Origin of the sequence: Paenibacillus sp. FSL H3-0321, from assembly GCF_038002865.1 — a bacterium.
GTDB lineage: Bacteria > Bacillota > Bacilli > Paenibacillales > Paenibacillaceae > Paenibacillus_AQ.
Genome location: NZ_JBBODH010000001.1, coordinates 6,457,833 through 6,475,564, shown reverse-complemented (window position 1 = coordinate 6,475,564; position 17,732 = coordinate 6,457,833). Strand labels below are relative to the sequence as shown.

13 protein-coding genes and 1 riboswitch are annotated in these 17,732 nt (G+C 50.4%); of the genes, 1 reads left to right on the top strand and 12 read right to left on the bottom strand.

Annotated features, from left to right (window positions below; genetic code table 11):
• Positions 1–277: 277 nt before the first annotated feature.
• The 8 genes from MHI45_RS28715 to MHI45_RS28680 form a co-directional block, all read right to left on the bottom strand.
• Entirely contained in the window at positions 278–931 is a 654-nt protein-coding gene (locus tag MHI45_RS28715) for a response regulator (protein ID WP_076113054.1), read from the bottom strand.
• A 3-nt stretch (positions 932–934) separates the two neighbouring features.
• The gene (locus MHI45_RS28710) at positions 935–1,972 is read right to left on the bottom strand and encodes a HAMP domain-containing sensor histidine kinase (RefSeq protein WP_038588372.1); all 1,038 of its coding nucleotides are present in this window, start codon (positions 1,970–1,972) and stop codon (positions 935–937) included.
• Positions 1,973–1,974: 2 nt separating this feature from the next.
• Positions 1,975–3,063, bottom strand: coding sequence for a cell wall-active antibiotics response protein LiaF (gene liaF / locus MHI45_RS28705; RefSeq protein WP_076113053.1), 1,089 nt, complete (start codon positions 3,061–3,063; stop codon positions 1,975–1,977).
• Between the two features lie 275 nt (positions 3,064–3,338).
• On the bottom strand, positions 3,339–3,479 hold the full coding sequence (locus MHI45_RS28700; RefSeq protein ID WP_179091822.1) for a hypothetical protein: 141 nt from the start codon (positions 3,477–3,479) through the stop codon (positions 3,339–3,341).
• A 126-nt stretch (positions 3,480–3,605) separates the two neighbouring features.
• Positions 3,606–4,133, bottom strand: a complete 528-nt coding sequence (locus tag MHI45_RS28695; RefSeq protein WP_076113096.1) for a 3D domain-containing protein — start codon at positions 4,131–4,133, stop codon at positions 3,606–3,608.
• A gap of 436 nt (positions 4,134–4,569) precedes the next feature.
• Positions 4,570–6,507, bottom strand: a complete 1,938-nt coding sequence (gene thrS / locus MHI45_RS28690) for a threonine--tRNA ligase (protein WP_076113052.1) — start codon at positions 6,505–6,507, stop codon at positions 4,570–4,572.
• A 456-nt stretch (positions 6,508–6,963) separates the two neighbouring features.
• A complete protein-coding gene (locus tag MHI45_RS28685) occupies positions 6,964–7,134 on the bottom strand; it encodes a toxin-antitoxin system HicB family antitoxin (RefSeq protein WP_038588362.1) in 171 nt (56 codons plus the stop codon).
• A 12-nt stretch (positions 7,135–7,146) separates the two neighbouring features.
• Entirely contained in the window at positions 7,147–7,989 is an 843-nt protein-coding gene (locus MHI45_RS28680) for an SPFH domain-containing protein (protein WP_038588360.1), read from the bottom strand.
• Between the two features lie 442 nt (positions 7,990–8,431).
• Here MHI45_RS28680 and MHI45_RS28675 point away from each other — a divergent pair, with 442 nt between their 5' ends.
• Complete coding sequence (locus tag MHI45_RS28675; RefSeq protein WP_038588359.1) at positions 8,432–8,614, top strand: hypothetical protein; 183 nt, start codon at positions 8,432–8,434, stop codon at positions 8,612–8,614.
• A gap of 293 nt (positions 8,615–8,907) precedes the next feature.
• Here MHI45_RS28675 and MHI45_RS28670 read toward each other — a convergent pair whose 3' ends face one another.
• The 4 genes from MHI45_RS28670 to metA all read right to left on the bottom strand — a co-directional run bounded on the left by MHI45_RS28670 (position 8,908) and on the right by metA (position 17,088).
• Positions 8,908–13,287, bottom strand: a complete 4,380-nt coding sequence (locus MHI45_RS28670) for a bifunctional 2',3'-cyclic-nucleotide 2'-phosphodiesterase/3'-nucleotidase (RefSeq protein WP_341119809.1) — start codon at positions 13,285–13,287, stop codon at positions 8,908–8,910.
• A gap of 267 nt (positions 13,288–13,554) precedes the next feature.
• A complete protein-coding gene (mqnC, locus tag MHI45_RS28665; RefSeq protein WP_038588354.1) occupies positions 13,555–14,691 on the bottom strand; it encodes a cyclic dehypoxanthinyl futalosine synthase in 1,137 nt (378 codons plus the stop codon).
• 235 nt (positions 14,692–14,926) lie between these two features.
• Entirely contained in the window at positions 14,927–16,105 is a 1,179-nt protein-coding gene (locus MHI45_RS28660; protein WP_076111521.1) for an aminotransferase class I/II-fold pyridoxal phosphate-dependent enzyme, read from the bottom strand.
• A gap of 65 nt (positions 16,106–16,170) precedes the next feature.
• Complete coding sequence (gene metA / locus MHI45_RS28655) at positions 16,171–17,088, bottom strand: homoserine O-acetyltransferase MetA (RefSeq protein ID WP_038588346.1); 918 nt, start codon at positions 17,086–17,088, stop codon at positions 16,171–16,173.
• 118 nt (positions 17,089–17,206) lie between these two features.
• A riboswitch (SAM riboswitch) is annotated at positions 17,207–17,340 on the bottom strand.
• Positions 17,341–17,732 lie beyond the last annotated feature (392 nt).

Genomic DNA, 17,732 nt, shown 5'->3' with positions numbered 1-17,732 from the left:
TTATTTTGTACTTTAAACCTTAAGGTCACATTAAAAACAATTTAAGCGGAGATAAAAGATAATAGGGTTCAGACATCGTAGCAGAGGAATAACCACCAAAGCTGTTGTATTTGTTACTTCAGGATATTAAAAAAACAAAAAGGCCCGCGCACACATTGCCGCGCCGGCCCTTAACAACATCTTATTATGATCAAGCTTCATTCTACCATCCAGTAAATAGTCAGGTCCTATTTACTGATAGATTCCTATAAAACCATTTGTATTGAATCCATTTCCTTTATCCCTGCGCCCAGCCCTTGCGGTGGGCGTAAATCGCCAGCTGTGTGCGGTCGTCCAGTTCGCATTTCATCAGCAGGTTGCTGACATGTGTCTTCACCGTCTTGATGCTGATATGCAGCTCCTCGCCGATGTCCTTGTTGGTTTTGCCTTCGGCAATAAGCAGCAGCACTTCCTTCTCACGCTCGGTTAGGCCGGAGGAATCCCCCTGTACGGTCCGCTGGCGGATGCCGCGGGTCAGCGCTTGTGAGACATCGCCGGTCATGACCGGCATGCCGCGGTACGCTCCTTGCAGCGCGTAGATCAACTCCTCAGCCGAGACAGTTTTGAGCACGTAGCTGACAGCTCCGGCTTCAATGGCGTCTACGACCAGATCATCTTCCAGGAAACTGGTCAGGATGACAATTTTAAGCCCGGGGAATTCGGCTAGGACGGCCCTCGTCGTTTCAGCACCGTTCATCACCGGCATCATCAGATCCATCAGCACAAGATCAGGCAGACCGTCCTGTCCGCCGGCCTTCAGCATTTCCAGCGCTTCCTGGCCATTCGCCGCTTCGCCGATAACCTCAAAACTGGGCTCCAGCATCAGATACGTTTTGAGCCCCATCCGCACCATATCATGATCATCCACAAGCAGCACTTTTATAAGACTCATGTTTTATTCCCCCTGTTCCTGATAGCCCTGCACAAACTTTGGAATATGTACGCGGATCGTCGTTCCCGCTCCCTTGCGGCTGATAATTTCCACTTGGCCGCCAAGCTTTTCCGCACGCTCGCGCATCGTGGTGAGCCCGTAGGACCCCTGCTTGTGCTGCACATGCTCAAAGCCCTGACCGTCATCGCTGATGCTCAGTACGACCTGCCTCGGCACTTCGCGCAACGACAGGCTGACCACCCTTGCTCCTGCATGTTTGACGATATTGGCCATCGACTCCTGAATAATCAGGAACAGCTGATGCTCGATCGCTTCCGACAATTCGCCCTGCAGTTCAAGCTCCTTCACGCCTTTAAGCCCATTCTGGCGGCAATAGTCCGGAAACCATTTCTCCAGCGCTTCAAACAGATTACGGCCTTCCAGTTCCACCGGACGCAGCTGTGCAATCAGCGCTCTCATCTGCTTTTGTGCCATTTGGGACATCGTAATTAACTGGTTCATCACTATCTGGCCCTGCTCTTCATTGCGTTCCAGAACTTTAGGCAGCGAAGAAGCGGACATATGAATCGCAAAAAGCTGCTGGCTCACCGTATCATGCAGATCCCGGGCCATTCGCCTCCGCTCTTCCAGTACCGCGCTCTCCGCCGCCTTTTCTTTTTCAATCACTTCCTGTTCCCCAAGCCGCTGCAGTAATTGCATCTTGTTCTCCACGGTGTCCATCATAATGTTGAATTCATGGTAGACCCGCGCAAAGGACTGATCATCACTCTCAGGCATCCGTACAGACAGATTGCCTTTGGCCACCTGCAGCATGTTCAGATCCAGATGATCGATCCGGCGCTGAATCCGCTGTCCCGCCACATAGCCGATAACCACGGTGAACAATACAATCCCAACACACAGGTACACCCACATGCGGTAATCCACAACTTCGATATAGCCCAAGCAAGTTCCGGCATACACAAGTCCGGCAGCCAAACCTCCGCTGAGCAGGAAGTAAACAAGCAGCATCCATTTGGTATTGCTAAAGATCGTCCCCATCCTTAACCTACCGTTTTGACTTTAATGTCACCGATGAAAGCACTCACGTTAATACGGACCTTTTTGCCTGCTTCCTTGTAATACGGTGTCTTGCACTGCACATTGCTCATAAACCCGCTGCGCGACTGTTCCAGCACCTGCATGTCACCAATAAAGGAACTGCTGGTCACAGAAACCCCAAGATTCATATCATCCGGAATATACACTTTGATGTCGCCGACAAACGCGGAAATATTAATCTTCGTCTCCCCGTAAGGAATTTGCGCATTGGTCAGGTCCAGCACCGTGTCACCGATAAATTGCGAAACGTTGGTATGCTTCAATTGAAAATGCTCGCGTCCCATATGGACATCTCCGATAAAAGCAGACCGGTTCGTCGTTTCCTTATGATCCTCTGTCTGGTGAAACTCCTCATGCCACTCGCCGTGTCTGCGGGCATGCCGGTCCTGGCGCTCCTGCCGTCTGCGTTCATGACGTTCCCGGTTCTCCTGCCAGCGCGATTCCGCAGCCGATTGAAAACGGCCATCCTTAGGGTCAATCTCTTCTTCATTACTATCTTTATTTAAATATTCATTCCAGTCACGCTCTCCGGCAGGTTTGCCGAACTTCTGCTCAAACTGCTCATCCAGCGTCGATTCCAGCGGCTTTGGAGGCGGGGCATCCGGTGAACCCTGGCCCGGCGGGTAGAAGCTTGGCGGCGCTGGTGGTGCTGGCGGTACGGGAGGTACCGGTGGTGTAGCATTACGCGGCTTGAAGATCACAAACAGTCCTCCGCCGATCAGCATGACGGGTATCAGCAATTTAAAAAAGTCGCCTGCTGAAACATCGAACCAGTCCAAGTTGCGGCCCAGGAAAAAGACCCCAAGCGCCAGAAAGAAAAATCCGCCAAGCGCTGATGAAAATTTTGATTGATGGTCGTCCGTGGATAGTAAACGCTGCACACCCATATAAATGAGAATAACCGGCCAGTAGTCAGAAATTAGTGATCCTATGCTGAAATCGGTGTAACCCATCTGTCTCAGCAGGAACACCGCTCCGAGTCCAATCAGGATCAGACCGCCAAGTACCTGGCTGGTGAACCTTCTTTTCATAATCCATTTCCCCTTTAGTTGTTATAGCAATCATGTGATCCGTTTCTTATAGCCTTAGTCTACAGGAATACTGGTGCGGGGAACAGCGGCGCGAGAAGTAAATAAGCCTCAGTCTCTGGACCGAGTCCATTGGTATTAATAGTAAGAAATTTCATCGATTATTTCAATGGCTACTCTTTAAAGCCGCAAAAAAAGCTGCCCCTCAGCTCAATATGAGCGTGATCGGGACAGCCTGTTTCATTGCCTTTAGATGTAACCCAGAGTCCATCACCGCATTACTGCTGCGGTTTTTGGGCCGGTTTGGACAAAGTGTTGTTGCTTTGCTTTGTTGCGCCGTCATTCTCGACAGCAAACTCAGCATTGTATTTTTCATTCGGTGTTTTGTAGTTTTCTTGTACCTTTGGTTTTTTAGCCACGGAATTCACCTCCCTTTTCGGAAGAGGCAAGTGTTTTGCCCCAGTCCGTATTATGGGAAGTGAAGGGCTGTATTATGCATACCCAAGTGAAAAAGAATTCAAACTGCCTAACGTCCGTAATTGCGTTTAAACGATTTCCTCCAGCAGGTCTTGCGGAACGGTCTTGTATGTCTGGATCGCCCGGCTGAGACTCTTCAGCATGCTCTCCGTGCATTTCCCGTTACCGCGTTTGATGAGCTGGACCACAACTGTTTTTTTGCCCCACTCCTTATACACCTGCTTGGTAGTGGAAAAATATAAGTCAATCTTCCGTCCTTTAATCGCTGATCCGGTATCTGCAACAACAGCGTAGCCATAACCCGGAATATAAAGGATGCTGCCCAGCGGCAGAACCTTCGGGTCCGCTGCGATGGTGGAGACGGTATTTTTGTCCCTGCGCACCTTGACACCTGAATACGTGATCCCGTATTGCGGATGCTTCGAGGTTTTGCCTGTAGACTCAAATCCGGCCGTATAGCCGGTTGCCATGACCTTCAGCGAAGTGATGATCTGCTCCGGCGCCGGTGCGGCTACTGGCACGGTGGCCGGCAGCTTGGAAGCAGCATTGGTCTTCTTGCGGCCCTCCGTTCCTTCCGCAGGCTGAGGCGCCTGTATTACGGCAGGACGTGTTGATCTTGAGGCACCGCCGAGTGAGGATGCTCCGCTGGAGATCGTCTCCTGGGAATGCAGGATCACGCGGCCGGTAGCCGGCACCTCTGATTGCTTGGTATTGCGAACACTTGTAAAAACAGCTGAATCCTTTGTATTTTGAGAAGCCTCTGACTCCGTTGTACGGACGTTTAGCGGATTGGCAGTGTCTCCCGTCCCGCTCGCCTCAACCGACTTGCGTCCATAATCCGGATAGATATCCGCAGCAGCCAGCATAAGCACGATGGTAACGAATAGACACCAAAACCTCTGACATAAGCCCATTTTGTTCATTTGTTAAACCTCCCCCTATTAGCGAAGGTTTCCCGTTTCACAAAATTTTATACATGAAGCACCAGGTTCCGGCTTCATGGGGCCTATGACAGAGGTTCATATCAGGTGACTAAATTACACGCTCGGCGATCTCTTTGGCAAGGGAATCAATAACTTCCTGCAGCGGCTGAGCGCCGATATCGCCTTCACCGCGCTTGCGGATGGAAACGGATCCCGCGTTCATCTCGTTCTCTCCCACGACGAACATATAAGGAAGTTTTTCCAGCTGGGCTTCACGGATCTTATAGCCCATCTTTTCGTTGCGCAGGTCCACTTCAGCCCGGATGCCGCTCTTCAGCAGCTTCGCTTCCACTTCTTTGGCATATTCGTCAAAAGCAGAGGATACCGGAATAATCTTCACTTGCTGCGGGGAAAGCCACAGCGGCAGCGAACCGGCAAAATTCTCCAGAAGGAACGCTACGAAACGCTCCATGGTGCCGAGAATTCCGCGGTGAAGCACAACCGGACGATGTTTCTGACCATCATCGCCTACATATTCAAGCTCAAAGCGTTCCGGCAGCAGGAAGTCGATTTGCACAGTGGACAATGTTTCTTCCTTGCCCAGAACTGTTTTGATCTGAACGTCCAGCTTCGGACCGTAGAAGGCGGCTTCGCCCTCTGCTTCGAAGAACGGCAGGCCCGCTTCTTCAACAACCTCGCGCAGCATCCGCTGAGCAGTCTCCCACATTTCATCGTTAGGGAAATATTTCTCGGTATCCTTAGGATCACGGTAGGACAACCGGAACCGGTAATCGGAAATCCCGAAATCGCTGTACACCTGCTTGATCAGCTCAAGCACGCGTGTGAACTCGCTCTTGATCTGATCCAGGCGGCAGAAAATATGGGAGTCATTCAAGGTCATGGAGCGTACACGGTGCAGACCAGTCAATGCGCCGGACATTTCATAACGGTGCTGAATGCCAAGCTCGGCAATACGGATCGGCAGATCACGGTAGCTGTGCATCGAGCTCTTATAGATCATCATGTGATGCGGGCAGTTCATCGGACGAAGCACAAATTCTTCGTTGTCAATTGTCATCTTAGGGAACATATCTTCCTGATAATGCTCCCAGTGGCCGGAAGTTTTGTAGAGTTCTACGTTGCCCAGCACCGGAGTGTACACATGCTGATAGCCAAGGCTGGCTTCCAGATCCACAATATAACGCTCCAGAATGCTGCGCAGCTTGGCGCCCTTCGGCAGCCAGATCGGCAGGCCTTGTCCAACCAGCTGGTTGAATGTAAAGATCTCCAGCTCCTTGCCCAGCTTGCGGTGGTCACGTTTCTTAGCTTCCTCCAGAAGATGCAGATGCTCGTCCAGCTGTGCTTTCTTAAGCCAGGCTGTGCCGTATACGCGCTGAAGCATTTTGTTCTTGCTGTCCCCGCGCCAGTAAGCACCGGCCACATTCATCAGCTTGAACACTTTGATCTTGGCAGTAGACGGCAGATGCGGGCCGCGGCACAGGTCAAAGAATTCACCCTGCTCATAAATAGTAATCACGCTATCCTCAGGCAGCGCTTCGATCAGCTCCAGCTTGTAAGGATCGCCCAGCTCGCCAAAGCGATCCAGCGCTTCCTTGCGGCTAACCTCTTTGCGTACAATCGGCAGATTCTCGGAAACGATGCGATCCATTTCCTTCTCAATCTTCAGCAGATCCTCAGGATTCAGCGGATGCTCCAGATCCATATCATAATAGAAGCCATCCTCAATTACCGGACCTACTCCCAGCTTGACTTCCTTTGTGCCGAATAGGCGTCTGACCGCCTGGGCCATCAAGTGGGCTGTACTGTGGCGCATAACTTCAAGGCCTTCCGGCGAATCCAGCGTTACAATTTCCACCAGCGCGTCTTCCTGCAGTGGAGTCGACAAATCTACGACAATCCCGTTCATTTTGCCCGCTGCGGCATTCTTGCGGAGTCCGCTGCTAATGGAGGCGGCCACATCATCGATGCTGCTGCCATCGGCGTATTCCCGGACTGAGCCGTCCGGTAGCTTGATACTTACTGACATTATTGTTCCTCCTAAAAGTTTTGTTAGCATTTACTTCGGAACGGAATGATCCACGCACACAAAAAACACCCGTCCCGCAAAGGGACGAGTGATTGCACCCGTGGTTCCACCCAAATTCGATTCCTCCCGGCTAACTACCTTAAATTAAAAGCAGCCATTTACGGGATTACATCCTTCGTCAGCATGGGAATAACGGCCATGAACCGGCGGTTCTTACTGTCCCGCAGCGGCTGTCTTCAACAAGCAGCATTCGGGAGTTCATAACCGCAGCTACAAAGGGGTAAATCGGAAGCCGGATACCGGAGGAACTTGCAGCCTTGTTTCCTCTCTCTGAAGCGGTCCTGAGCTAACGGTCCATGTCTTTGTCGGAGCTGATAACGTGAATTATGGAGTAATTATAAATCTGTCCTCACCTTCCGTCAAGCCTGTAGCCTGCCCGAACTTCCGCAAGCTGTATTATTCTTCCCGGCGTTTACTTCCCGGCAAGCGGCCCGAACGCTTCAAAGACTCACGCAGCAGATACTCAATATGTCCGTTTACGCTGCGGAATTCCTCTGCCGCCCAACGTTCCAGTGCCTCATGGAGCTCAGGATCGATCCGCAGCGGAAAGCTTTTTTTGGCCGCCATGATGAACCGCCTCTAGTACAACGAGCCGGCGTTAATGACCGGACTCGCTCCGCGCTCCGACACAATCGCTACCATTAGATTGTTGATCATCGCCGCTTTGCGCTCTTCATCAAGCTCAACGACTCCGCTCTCTTTAAGCTGGCGGATGGCCAAATCCACCATTCCAACTGCGCCTTCCACTATTATCTGGCGGGCAGACAGAATAGCGGATGCCTGTTGGCGCTGGAGCATCGTGCTGGCAATCTCCGTAGAATAGGCCAGATGAGTCAGCCGGGCTTCAATGACCTCTACACCGGATAAGGACAATCTCTCCTGCAATTCGGTTGCCAGCTCCTTGGCAATTTCATCCGCATTGGCACGCAGTGACATTCCTGACTCGTTGAAATTGTCATAGGGATACTTGCTTGCTACATGCCGCAGAGCCGTCTCACTCTGGATTTCCACAAAAGCCATATATTTATCTACATCAAACAACGCCTTGGCCGAATTGATCACTTTAAACACAATGACAGCGGCAATCTCGATCGGATTGCCTTCCACATCATTCACCTTCAGCTTGACGCTGTTGAAGTTGCGTACGCGAAGCGATACCGTCTTGCGAATGCTGAACGGGATAACCGCCCATAAACCGCTGCTTGAAATGGTTCCGACATATTGTCCGAAGAAGGTCACTACCACTGACTTGTTAGGCTGAACTACTGTAATACTCGTACACAGCACAGCAGCTAGAGCGAACAGGATGAGCGGTACTGCCACATACTCCTGAGACGCACCGTAAATGCCTCCGCCTAAACAAATGACAATTAAAGCGATAACCCAGAAACCGCTGACCGGGCGCAGTGTTTTCTCTTTCATAAAGATACCTCCATTAGATATGTATTTGATATGATTATGATATCACTTTTGGTTGTATATGTAAATCCCTTTTCTCGCCTACTTTTTTTATTCCCCCAAAAATATCACTGCATTATTGCTCATGTTTTCCTATACTACTAATCTATATAGAATGAACTTAAAAACTACACAAAAGGGCAAGTAGCGGAGGGGAATTTTGGAACTGTAGGAGCGATAGCGACCGCCTGAAAGCTTTCCATAGGAAAGCTCGCTTCGGAAGCATAACCAGTCACCGGATTTCCACCGCATATAGCGGGTTAAATCAAGAAATTCTTACGACAACAGCGGCCGGAAGTCCAAATATTCACCGTAGTTACGTCCTCGCCTAATGGGAAAATCTTAAATTCAATCTATATAGCAAAACTAATGTGATACACAAAAATCAAACGAGGAAGTGGAAAACATGAGTGTTAAAGAACAGGTATTGGATATTATCAAAGCTTCGCCGAACCCGCTTAGCGCAGGTGAAGTGGAAAAGCTGTCGGGACTGGAACGCAAAGCCATTGACAAAGCCTTCACTGAGCTGAAGAAAGAAAATGCGATTGTTTCCCCTATCCGCTGCAAGTGGGAAGCTGCAGCGAAGTAATCCCTGAGCAGCCGCAGCGGTCAGCGAGCTGCAGAGATCAACTTTCTGCCGGATATCCTCTTAATGAACAATGAAAGGCCCATGCGCATAACCGCATGGGCCTTTTTTACAAAGAAAATAAACATACTTGGCACAAGTGGAAACGACTTCGCCGTCCTCAAAAGGACGGTATCCGTTTCAGCGAGAAATAGAAGGATAATTTATAACGTGAAGCATATAGATTCTATATTTTAAAAAAAGATGTTCCGCTGCTCTCTAAGAGAGCCGGCGGAACATCCGGGTAAAAGCTGAAATTAAGATGCTTTATTCTCCAGCATGCGGTAGATGATCACCGCTGCCTGAGCACGGTTCGCATTAGATTTCGGTGCAAACTTGGCGTCATCCATCCCATTCAGAATTCCAAGCTCTGTCAGCTGTGCAACAGCTTCCTGGGCATAGGAGGCAATGGAGGACTTATCGGCGAACTTTGCCAAAACCGCAGTCTTGTCTACGGAAGGCAGCTGCTCTTTAAGCGCACCCGCAATCATAATCGCCATTTCCTGGCGGGTAATTACACGTCCCGGCTCAAAGCGGTTATCTCCGGAGCCTTTTACAAGACCGGCATTCACCGCAATAGAGATCGGCTCAGAATACCAGGTTCCTTGCTTAACATCCTTGAACGTTGCACTTCCTGGCGTGCTAAGGTTCAGTGAACGAACAAGCATGGTTACAAATTCTGCTCTGGTTACAGTTTTCGCCGGAGCAAAAGTATTGCCGTCCAGGCCTTTGACAATGCCTTTGGCGGCCAAAGCACTGATCGCTTCCTGTGCCCAGGCTACCTTGCCCAGATCTTTAAATACAGGAACCGCTGTTGCACTCGGCACCGGCGTTGCACCCGGCGCTGAAGTTCCTGCCGGCGCAGGTGTTGCGCTAGGCGACGGGCTTGCTGATGTGGTTGGAGAAGGTTTTGGTGTTGCTGTCGGTAATGTACCGCCTCCCCCTGTGCTAGGAGCCGTAAGATTATTGACGATACGTCCTTCAAGCGCCGCAGTAATGGCACCGCCCTTGAATGTCTTCACAACGTAGTCATAGAACACGTCGAGGTCAATAGGTCCCGGCAAAGTTGCGCTTGCCTTCGTCAATACGCTGTAATTGTCACCGCCTGCAGCCATGAAATTGTTGACTACTGCCGTATAGCTCTGAGTCATGCTGATCGCGGTTCCGTCAGCCTTGGTAAGGTTGGCCACACGGTCAGCAACCGGCAGGTACATGTTGGCCGTATATTTCAGACCGGAAATTTGCAGTGTTTTTGTATCTACCGTTCCATCGGCTTTAACATTCCACTGCTGCTGAAGCAGCGTTTTGATTTGTTCGCCGGTCAGGGTCAGCTTCACCAGCGTGTTGCCGAACGGCTGGATTTTGGCCAAATCGCCAAATGCCACATTTCCCTTTGGAAGGTCAGAGCGGATACCGCCCGGATTCATAAAGGCGAAATCAGCAGTCCCTTTGCCATCACCGAAATCGGCTTGGCGCATCGCATCGGCAATCAGGTTGCCGAGATTGGATTCCTTGGTGTAGGCATCGTTGCGGTTAATCGTTCCGTCTGTAGTGCCTACAGGCTGAGTCAGCTCCGGATGAAGCGCCAGATACTTATTCACCAGCGCCTCAGTCTCGGCGTCAGGTGTGATATTTTCCTGGAATGTAGTCGTAACTACAGCCGTTTTGCTCTTCACATCACGGGTAGTAGGATCAATAACAAGCTTGATGTCTTCAAAAGCGGTGCCGTAAGAGTAAGCCTGAACAACCAGCTTGCCATTCACAACCCCATTGGCCAGCGCATGGTTATCTCCGGCTACGATAACGTCTACCGGCGAGTTGGCCGGAAGCGCGTTGGCCAGATCGGCAGCTTCGCCTGTGGTCACATCATTTTTAGTTGTAGCGGGATCATGGGCAAGTACAATGATCGTTTCCACGCCTTTTTGCTGCAACTCCTTGGCGTATTTCTCAATCGCCGCAACTTCTTCCTCAGCCGACAGGAATTTCACGCCAGCCGTTCCGGCAGGGGATACTTTGCTTGGCGTCGCTTTGGTAACCACGCCGATAAAGCCGATTTGGATACCGCCAACTTCCTTAATAACGTAAGGCGTGATGATCGGTTCTCCGGTTTTGCTGTCTATTGCATTAGCATTGATGTAATCAAAATCCGAACCCGCATGATTAACTTTGCTGTTAACCGGGTCCACACCGCCGAAAATTTGTGTTTTCAACGCCGCAACACCTTGATCGAACTCATGGTTGCCCAAGGTTCCCACATCAAATTTCATCAGGTTCATCCATTCGTGGGTCGGCTCGTCGCGTTCAAGCGAGGATACCGGTGCAGATGCACCCACGGAGTCACCGTTATGGAACAGCAGGGAATTCGGATATTTCGCGCGTGCCTCTTTCAAATAGGTGGCGAGCACAGCTGCAGTACCTGCCTTCTTATCGCCCACCATAGATGTTGTATCCAATTGGCCGTGGAAGTCATTGATTCCGAGAAGGTGAACCTCGACATCCCCGGTAGGCGGAGGAGTGGTTTCCTTCAATTTCAAATTGTAGATTTCAAAATCACGTCCGTCACGCTCACCGGTATCCGTAATGTTCCCGGTCATCACTGCTGCTGCAGCTGGAGAAGAGGTAAAGGTAACGTTGACATTCCCCTTGATCGGAGCAATCGACCAGTTGTTGTCAGCAGTTGGATCAATTGTACCGGCAGTGGTAATGTAATCCATCAGCACCTGGCGGTTCTCTTCCTGGGAATTCAGCATCATGACCGAGTCCTTCACACCTGGGAAGTTGCCGCCGCCGCTGGCACGGTAGTTGTTCGTTACAACGACGAATTCCTGATTCATATCCAGCGGCTGATCGTTGTAGGTCACTTCCGTCACCCGGCTGGAAGTTGCGTCATTGATAGACCCGTCCGGCTTGTACTTCGCGTTCTTGGTCACATCAATTTGGTATTTAATTCCGTCAATTACATCGAAATTATATACGGCAAAAGAAGGATTAAGCAAAGACTGCGGCGTCGAAATGCCTGTTTTGATGCGGTTGAAGGCACCGGCGCTCATTTCAAGCCATTCTTTGACTGTGCTGCCTTTGACCAGAATTGCTTTCAGCGTATTGTCATAGAGATAGAGGTCGCTGGCGCTGCGAATCGTCAAATCGCCTTTATCAATTTTGGTGTATTCGTCAGGACCATTTCGTCCCGCTTTGAAAGGCGCCCCGACACTGAGAATTGGCAGATCCTTGTATTCAGGTGCGCTAGTGGCGATGTAATTCTCCACGTACCATTTTTGCGCATAGGTTACGATCTGTACTGTCGGATCATCCTGTACCATAGCGAAGTAGCTGTTCATCGGTGCCGTAGTTTCGCCCAGCTTCTGGCCGGTGTACGCGATTGTAGCTTCATGGTCGGCAGCAACCGCCGCATCCACTTCGGCATCCGGAGCAACATTTGCGATGTTCACTTTGTTTTCTGTGCGGTAGATCGAACGTGTGGAGGATTCCGAGTTGGCTTTATCCACCTTCCAGCCGCTGCCTCCGTCTTTGACAACCGAGAGATCGATGATGCCCAGGTATGCACCGCCGTAGCCGGCTTGTACAGCAGGAACATTATTGATGTGTCCCTTTGCATTGTCGATGACCGCTTTGTCGTTGTTGTACGGCAGCTTGGTCACGGGATCTTTAAAAGAAGCATCCAGCAGGGCGTCATTCCCGTTGGTCGGGAATACCTTGTGGCTGTGGGAGAACGTAATGGCATCAATACCCGGCACTTTGCTCAGCGCATTGACGTCATTTTCGGAAAGATCTCCCTTCACGGCAGATGCATCAAATCCGGTATGTGCCATCGCCACGATTACATCTGCGCCCGCTTGCTCCATTTGGGGAACAAACTTCTCTGCAGTTTCGGCAATATCCTTGGTGATATATTTGCCTTCCAGATTCACTTTGTCCCATTCCATAATTTGCGGTGTTACCAGTCCAAGGAGTCCAACCTTGATCGTCTGCGTCTGACCGCTGCTGTCAGTAACCGTCTTAGGAATGATGATATAAGGCTTATAAGCATTGACGTCATCTGCAGGATCCGCATTATGGTCGTCAATATAAATGTTTGCATTCACATATTTAAAATCAGCATTCGTAGCTTCGCTGTCTTCCTTACTTCCATTAACTACCCGATCCAGATACTCCAACCCGTAGTTGAATTCATGGTTGCCGAAGGTGGCTGCGTCATAGCCCATCACGTTCATTGCTGCGATCAGCGGATGAATTTTGCCCGCCTTTGTCATAATGTCCGATTTGGTTGCCATATAAGTGCCAAGCGGAGTGCCTTGAATCAAATCACCGTTGTCGAGCAAAAGATTGTTCGGATTCTCTTGTCTGGCCGTTTTAACCAATGTTGCCGTGCGGTCCAGACCTACCGTCAAGGATTTATCATTCTTGAAGTAGTCCCAGCCATAGACATTTGTATGCACGTCCGTTGTGCTCATGAGCCGCAGTTTAACTGTGGCCGAAGAGTCTGCAGCAGCACCTGCGGCTTCAACCTTTTCCGCTCCCAAAACTGAACCTGCAAACATCCCCCCCAACACTTGCGCACCAAGAACCGTGGCCGCCAGTATTGAAGCGATAGGCTTGTTCCATCTTGTTACTTTCATAAGTTAATAATCCTCCCACTTTGTCTCTTTATACCGACCGCAAAAAGTGTATCATGACAAAGTTAAGGAATCTATCGAAGTTTATCAAATCTAATAAATAGTTTTGTAAAACTTGAAATATTAGTAGATTCGACATAGCCGCTGGTTAGTTATCACCACGCAGGCACACAGCAAAAAGCACCCGCCCGTGAATTGCCAAGTACACGGACAGGTGCTCTAACGCATTGTTATGAAGGTGTATTAAACTTAGAATATCAGCGGAGCTTCCTAGTTCTGCATCACAAAATCATTGTCGATCTTCGCATTGGCATCCTCGAATGTCCGCAGAATATCGTAGCGTGTGTTGCGCTGCGCCGGTATCTTGCCCGCCTCACGGATGAGCTGGGTGATCGACTCGATGTTGACCTTGTAGGTCGCACCCGCCGAGGAAACCACGTTCTCTTCAATCATTGTACTTCCGAAATCATTGCATCCGTATTGAAGGGACAACTTGCCAACCTCAGGACCCATCGTTACCCAGGAGGATTGGAAGTTCTTGATATTATCCAGCACAAGCCGGCTGATGGCTACCGTCTTCAGGTATTCCTCCGGCGTCTGTCTGTCAAGCTTCAGGTTGGTGTTGTCCGGCTGGAATGTCCAGGAGATGAAGGCCAGGAACCCTTCGGAGTCATATTTATTGGCGATACACTCATCTTGAGCTTCACGTACGCGAAGCAAATGAAGCGCCCGCTCTTCCATACTCTCTCCCAGGCCAATAACCATCGTTGCGGTCGTGTTCATGCCGATTTTATGTGCGGTCTGCATGACGTCCATCCATTCACGCCAGGAGCCTTTCAGCCGGCTGATCTTGCGGCGGGTACGGTCGTCAAGAATTTCCGCTCCACCGCCTGGCAGCGAATCTAGTCCTGCGGCATGAATCTCCCGTACTACCTCTTCCAGAGAAAGGCCGGACACTTCCTTCATCTTCATAATCTCCGCCGGGGAGAAGGAATGCATCGTAATTTCCGGGAAACGCTGCTTAATGCCACGCAGCAGATCCGTATAGTAGCTGAACGGCAGATTTGGATTCGTGCCGCCCTGCATGAGGATTTCTGTGCCGTTTACAGCTATGGTTTCGGCAATTTTTTGATAGATGGTCTCATCCGGAAGCACATAACCCTCCTCGGATCCGGGTCTGCGGTAAAATGCGCAGAAACGGCAGTACACATCGCACACATTGGTGTAGTTAATATTGCGGCCGATCACGAATGTGGCCAGCGGGTCCGGGTGCCAGCGTTTCATAATAATATCTGCGGCAGCGCCCATTTTCTCAATTTCGTTGCTCTCGAACAACCGGATAGTGTCCTCCAATTGAAGACGTTCGCCCTTAAGCGTCTTATCCAGAATAAGATCTATCGCACTCATCGTTCGCAGCCTCCTCTTAAGCCCATTTAGTATGATGGATGAATTAAATTTGTATAACATTTGAATAAGCTCGTTTCTTCATCGTATCACAATCCGGGCGGCTTGAGAAACTTTTTGCGTACACGCGATTCCTCAGCCGAGGCAGGCATGTTTTTACATTCCTAATAAATCAAAAAGCAGCAGCACCATCAAGCGGCGCTGCTGCCGGTACCCTTTATCACTCGCCTGCTTTCCCTTAATCCGCAGCTTCCTCAAGCTCGATCCGCGCTGCTTCCAGTGCCTGGCTAAGATCGCTCTTCAAATCATTCACATGCTCTATTCCGACGGAGAAGCGCAGCAGACGGTCATCCACGCCTACGGCATCGCGAATTTCGACCGGAATGTCGGCATGGGTCTGCACCGCCGGATAGGTCATCAGCGACTCGACACCACCCAGGCTTTCGGCGAAGGCGATCAGGCGGATATGGCGGAGCAGCGGCTCCACATATCTGGCGTCTTTTACCTTGAAGGAGAAGATCCCGGTGTTGCCGGAGGACTGGCGGTTCTGAATCTCGTAGCCCGGGTGATCAGGCAACCCCGGATGGAATACCTCTGCAATAGCCGGGTGCTCCAGCAGATAATGAGCCAATTCCAGCGCATTGCTCTCATGCCGCTCCATACGCAGGGCCAGCGTCTTCATGCCTTTCATCAGCTGGTAGCTGTCATTTGGTGCAAGCACGGCGCCCAGAGAGTTATGAAGAATGGCCATTTCTGCCGACAGCTCGGTGCCCTTGGTAACGATAAGACCCGCAAGGACATCGTTATGGCCACCCAGATATTTGGTGGCACTGTGGACAATAATATCCGCGCCGAGCTCCAGCGGACGCTGGAAGAACGGTGTAAGCAGTGTATTGTCTACGATTGTGAGCAGCCCATGGCGGCGGGCCCACGTACACACGGCTGATACATCCGTAATCATCATCAGCGGATTGGTCGGGGTTTCAATAAATACAGCCTTCGTATTCGGAAGGCGTGCCGCTTCCAGCGCATCAAGATCGTTTGTATCCACATAGGAGGCGCTGATCCCGTACTTGGACAGAATCCGCTCAAGCAGCCGGTATGTTCCCCCGTACAGATCCAGCGAGACCACCAGATGGTCACCATGCCCGAACAGCGCAAACACTGTGGTCAGCGCAGCCATCCCGGAGCTGCAGGCAAAACCGGCGTCCCCGGATTCCAGCTCCGCAGCCGCCTCTTCCAGCACAGAGCGGGTTGGGCTTTTGGTGCGGCTGTAGTCAAAACCTGTGCTTTGTCCGAGTCTAGGGTGGCGGAATGCCGTTGCATTATAAATCGGATAATTTACTGCCCCTGTAGCGGGATCTTCCTGTGAACCAATTTGCGCCAGTCTGCTTTCAATCCTAAGTTTCTCGTCCATCTGTAAGCCTCCTAAATGTGGTGTAAATTATTCTATATAGTGTGAAGCAGTTAACGTCTTCTCTTTTAAATAATCGGACCAATATCGTAAGGGGTCTCCTGGTATACATAGTAATTGAGCCAATTGGCAAACAATAAGTTGGCATGGGCTCTCCAGACGGCCGGCGGTGTGCGCTGCGGATCATCCTTTGGATAGTAATGCTTCGGCAGTGCGACATCCATCCCCTTGGCTGCATCCCGGTCATACTCCCATTTGAGGGAAAAAGGATCATATTCAGAATGACCAGTAACAAAAATCTGTCTGCCGTCATGTGTCGCTACCAGATAAATTCCGGCTTCCTCCGATTCGGCCAGAATCTGCAGATCCGGATTAGCGAGGATATCCTCACGGGAAATGTCGGTATGGCGGGAATGTGGAACATGGAACACTTCGTCAAATCCGCGCAGCAGCTTGACGTTATTATGGCTCAGGGTGTGCGGGAAAACTCCGAAGCATTTCTCGTCCAAGCTAACCTTGCGCACTCCAAAGTGGTGATACAGTCCTGCCTGGGCAGCCCAACAGATATGCATGGTCGAAGTAACGTTATGTTTGCTCCATTCGAAGATTTCTTTCAGCTCTTCCCAGTAGTTCACATCCTCGAACTCCATCTGTTCTACCGGGGCGCCGGTAACAATTAATCCATCCAGACGGCGGTGGCTGATTTCGTCAAAGGTTTTATAAAAGCTCTTCAAGTGCTCTGCCGAAGTGTTCTTAGAGGTATGGGAGCTGGGATGCAGCAGAATCACATCAACCTGAAGCGGCGAGTTTCCGATTAGGCGCAGCAGCTGCGTTTCCGTTGTTTCCTTAGTCGGCATTAAATTCAGAATAGCGATTCGCAAGGGGCGGATGTCCTGGTGGAAGGCCTGGCTTTCATCCATTACAAAGATATTCTCCCCGGATAATACCTCTTTGGCCGGCAAGCTGTCGGGAATTTTAATTGGCATTGTTGTGTCCACTCCTTAACTGAATTTGAGTGCCGCTAATACGGCTTGTGTTTAAAATACAACCAAAAAAGACCTTTCTCGGGCGAGAAAGGTCATAGATTTGCAGTCATATGCGCCTCTCTCATCTGCCAGAGAACTTCTGCCGGGATTCAAATATCCCCTGCATAGCTTCCGCAAGAATTAGCACCGTGCGTTCACACGCCGGTTGCCGGGTTTCATCGGGCTAGTCCCTCCACCTGCTCTTGATAAGATTTAGCTGTATTCAGTTAGAAAAATCTAAAATGTCAAACGTTGTTTTTCTTAAAATTCACTTTAAATCATGAACCTCCTTTTCGTCAAGTCCATACAATGCTAAAGAGCCCCTGAAAGTGAAAAGAATTTTGCTTGAAAGAGGCATACCCCGGCGTTATACTAGACAAGTGTTTCATACCATAAATGACGAAAAGAAGAGGTGAGAGAAGAATGGAAGGCGACCCGGGTGCGCAATTAAGCGTGCAAAGTGAGCTACCACACAGGATTAACATCAGCTTGCCGGCGGCGGGAGCAGTTCTTCTTCATGCTCTCGAAACGTCATTTGGCCTGATTCATTGATTGTACCACCGGCCAAGCTGATCTTTTTCTCTGTGCTTTAATTAGCATATCCC

What these genes read in the sequence shown, in the direction of transcription:
- MHI45_RS28715 (WP_076113054.1), bottom strand. Translation starts at nt 931, where the DNA reads ATGAGTCTTATAAAAGTGCTGCTTGTGGATGATCATGATATGGTGCGG.
- MHI45_RS28710 (WP_038588372.1), bottom strand. Translation starts at nt 1,972, where the DNA reads ATGGGGACGATCTTTAGCAATACCAAATGGATGCTGCTTGTTTACTTC.
- liaF (WP_076113053.1), bottom strand. Translation starts at nt 3,063, where the DNA reads ATGAAAAGAAGGTTCACCAGCCAGGTACTTGGCGGTCTGATCCTGATT.
- thrS (WP_076113052.1), bottom strand. Translation starts at nt 6,507, where the DNA reads ATGTCAGTAAGTATCAAGCTACCGGACGGCTCAGTCCGGGAATACGCC.
- MHI45_RS28685 (WP_038588362.1), bottom strand. Translation starts at nt 7,134, where the DNA reads ATGGCGGCCAAAAAAAGCTTTCCGCTGCGGATCGATCCTGAGCTCCAT.
- MHI45_RS28680 (WP_038588360.1), bottom strand. Translation starts at nt 7,989, where the DNA reads ATGAAAGAGAAAACACTGCGCCCGGTCAGCGGTTTCTGGGTTATCGCT.
- MHI45_RS28675 (WP_038588359.1), top strand. Translation starts at nt 8,432, where the DNA reads ATGAGTGTTAAAGAACAGGTATTGGATATTATCAAAGCTTCGCCGAAC.
- MHI45_RS28670 (WP_341119809.1), bottom strand. Translation starts at nt 13,287, where the DNA reads ATGAAAGTAACAAGATGGAACAAGCCTATCGCTTCAATACTGGCGGCC.
- mqnC (WP_038588354.1), bottom strand. Translation starts at nt 14,691, where the DNA reads ATGAGTGCGATAGATCTTATTCTGGATAAGACGCTTAAGGGCGAACGT.
- MHI45_RS28660 (WP_076111521.1), bottom strand. Translation starts at nt 16,105, where the DNA reads ATGGACGAGAAACTTAGGATTGAAAGCAGACTGGCGCAAATTGGTTCA.
- metA (WP_038588346.1), bottom strand. Translation starts at nt 17,088, where the DNA reads ATGCCAATTAAAATTCCCGACAGCTTGCCGGCCAAAGAGGTATTATCC.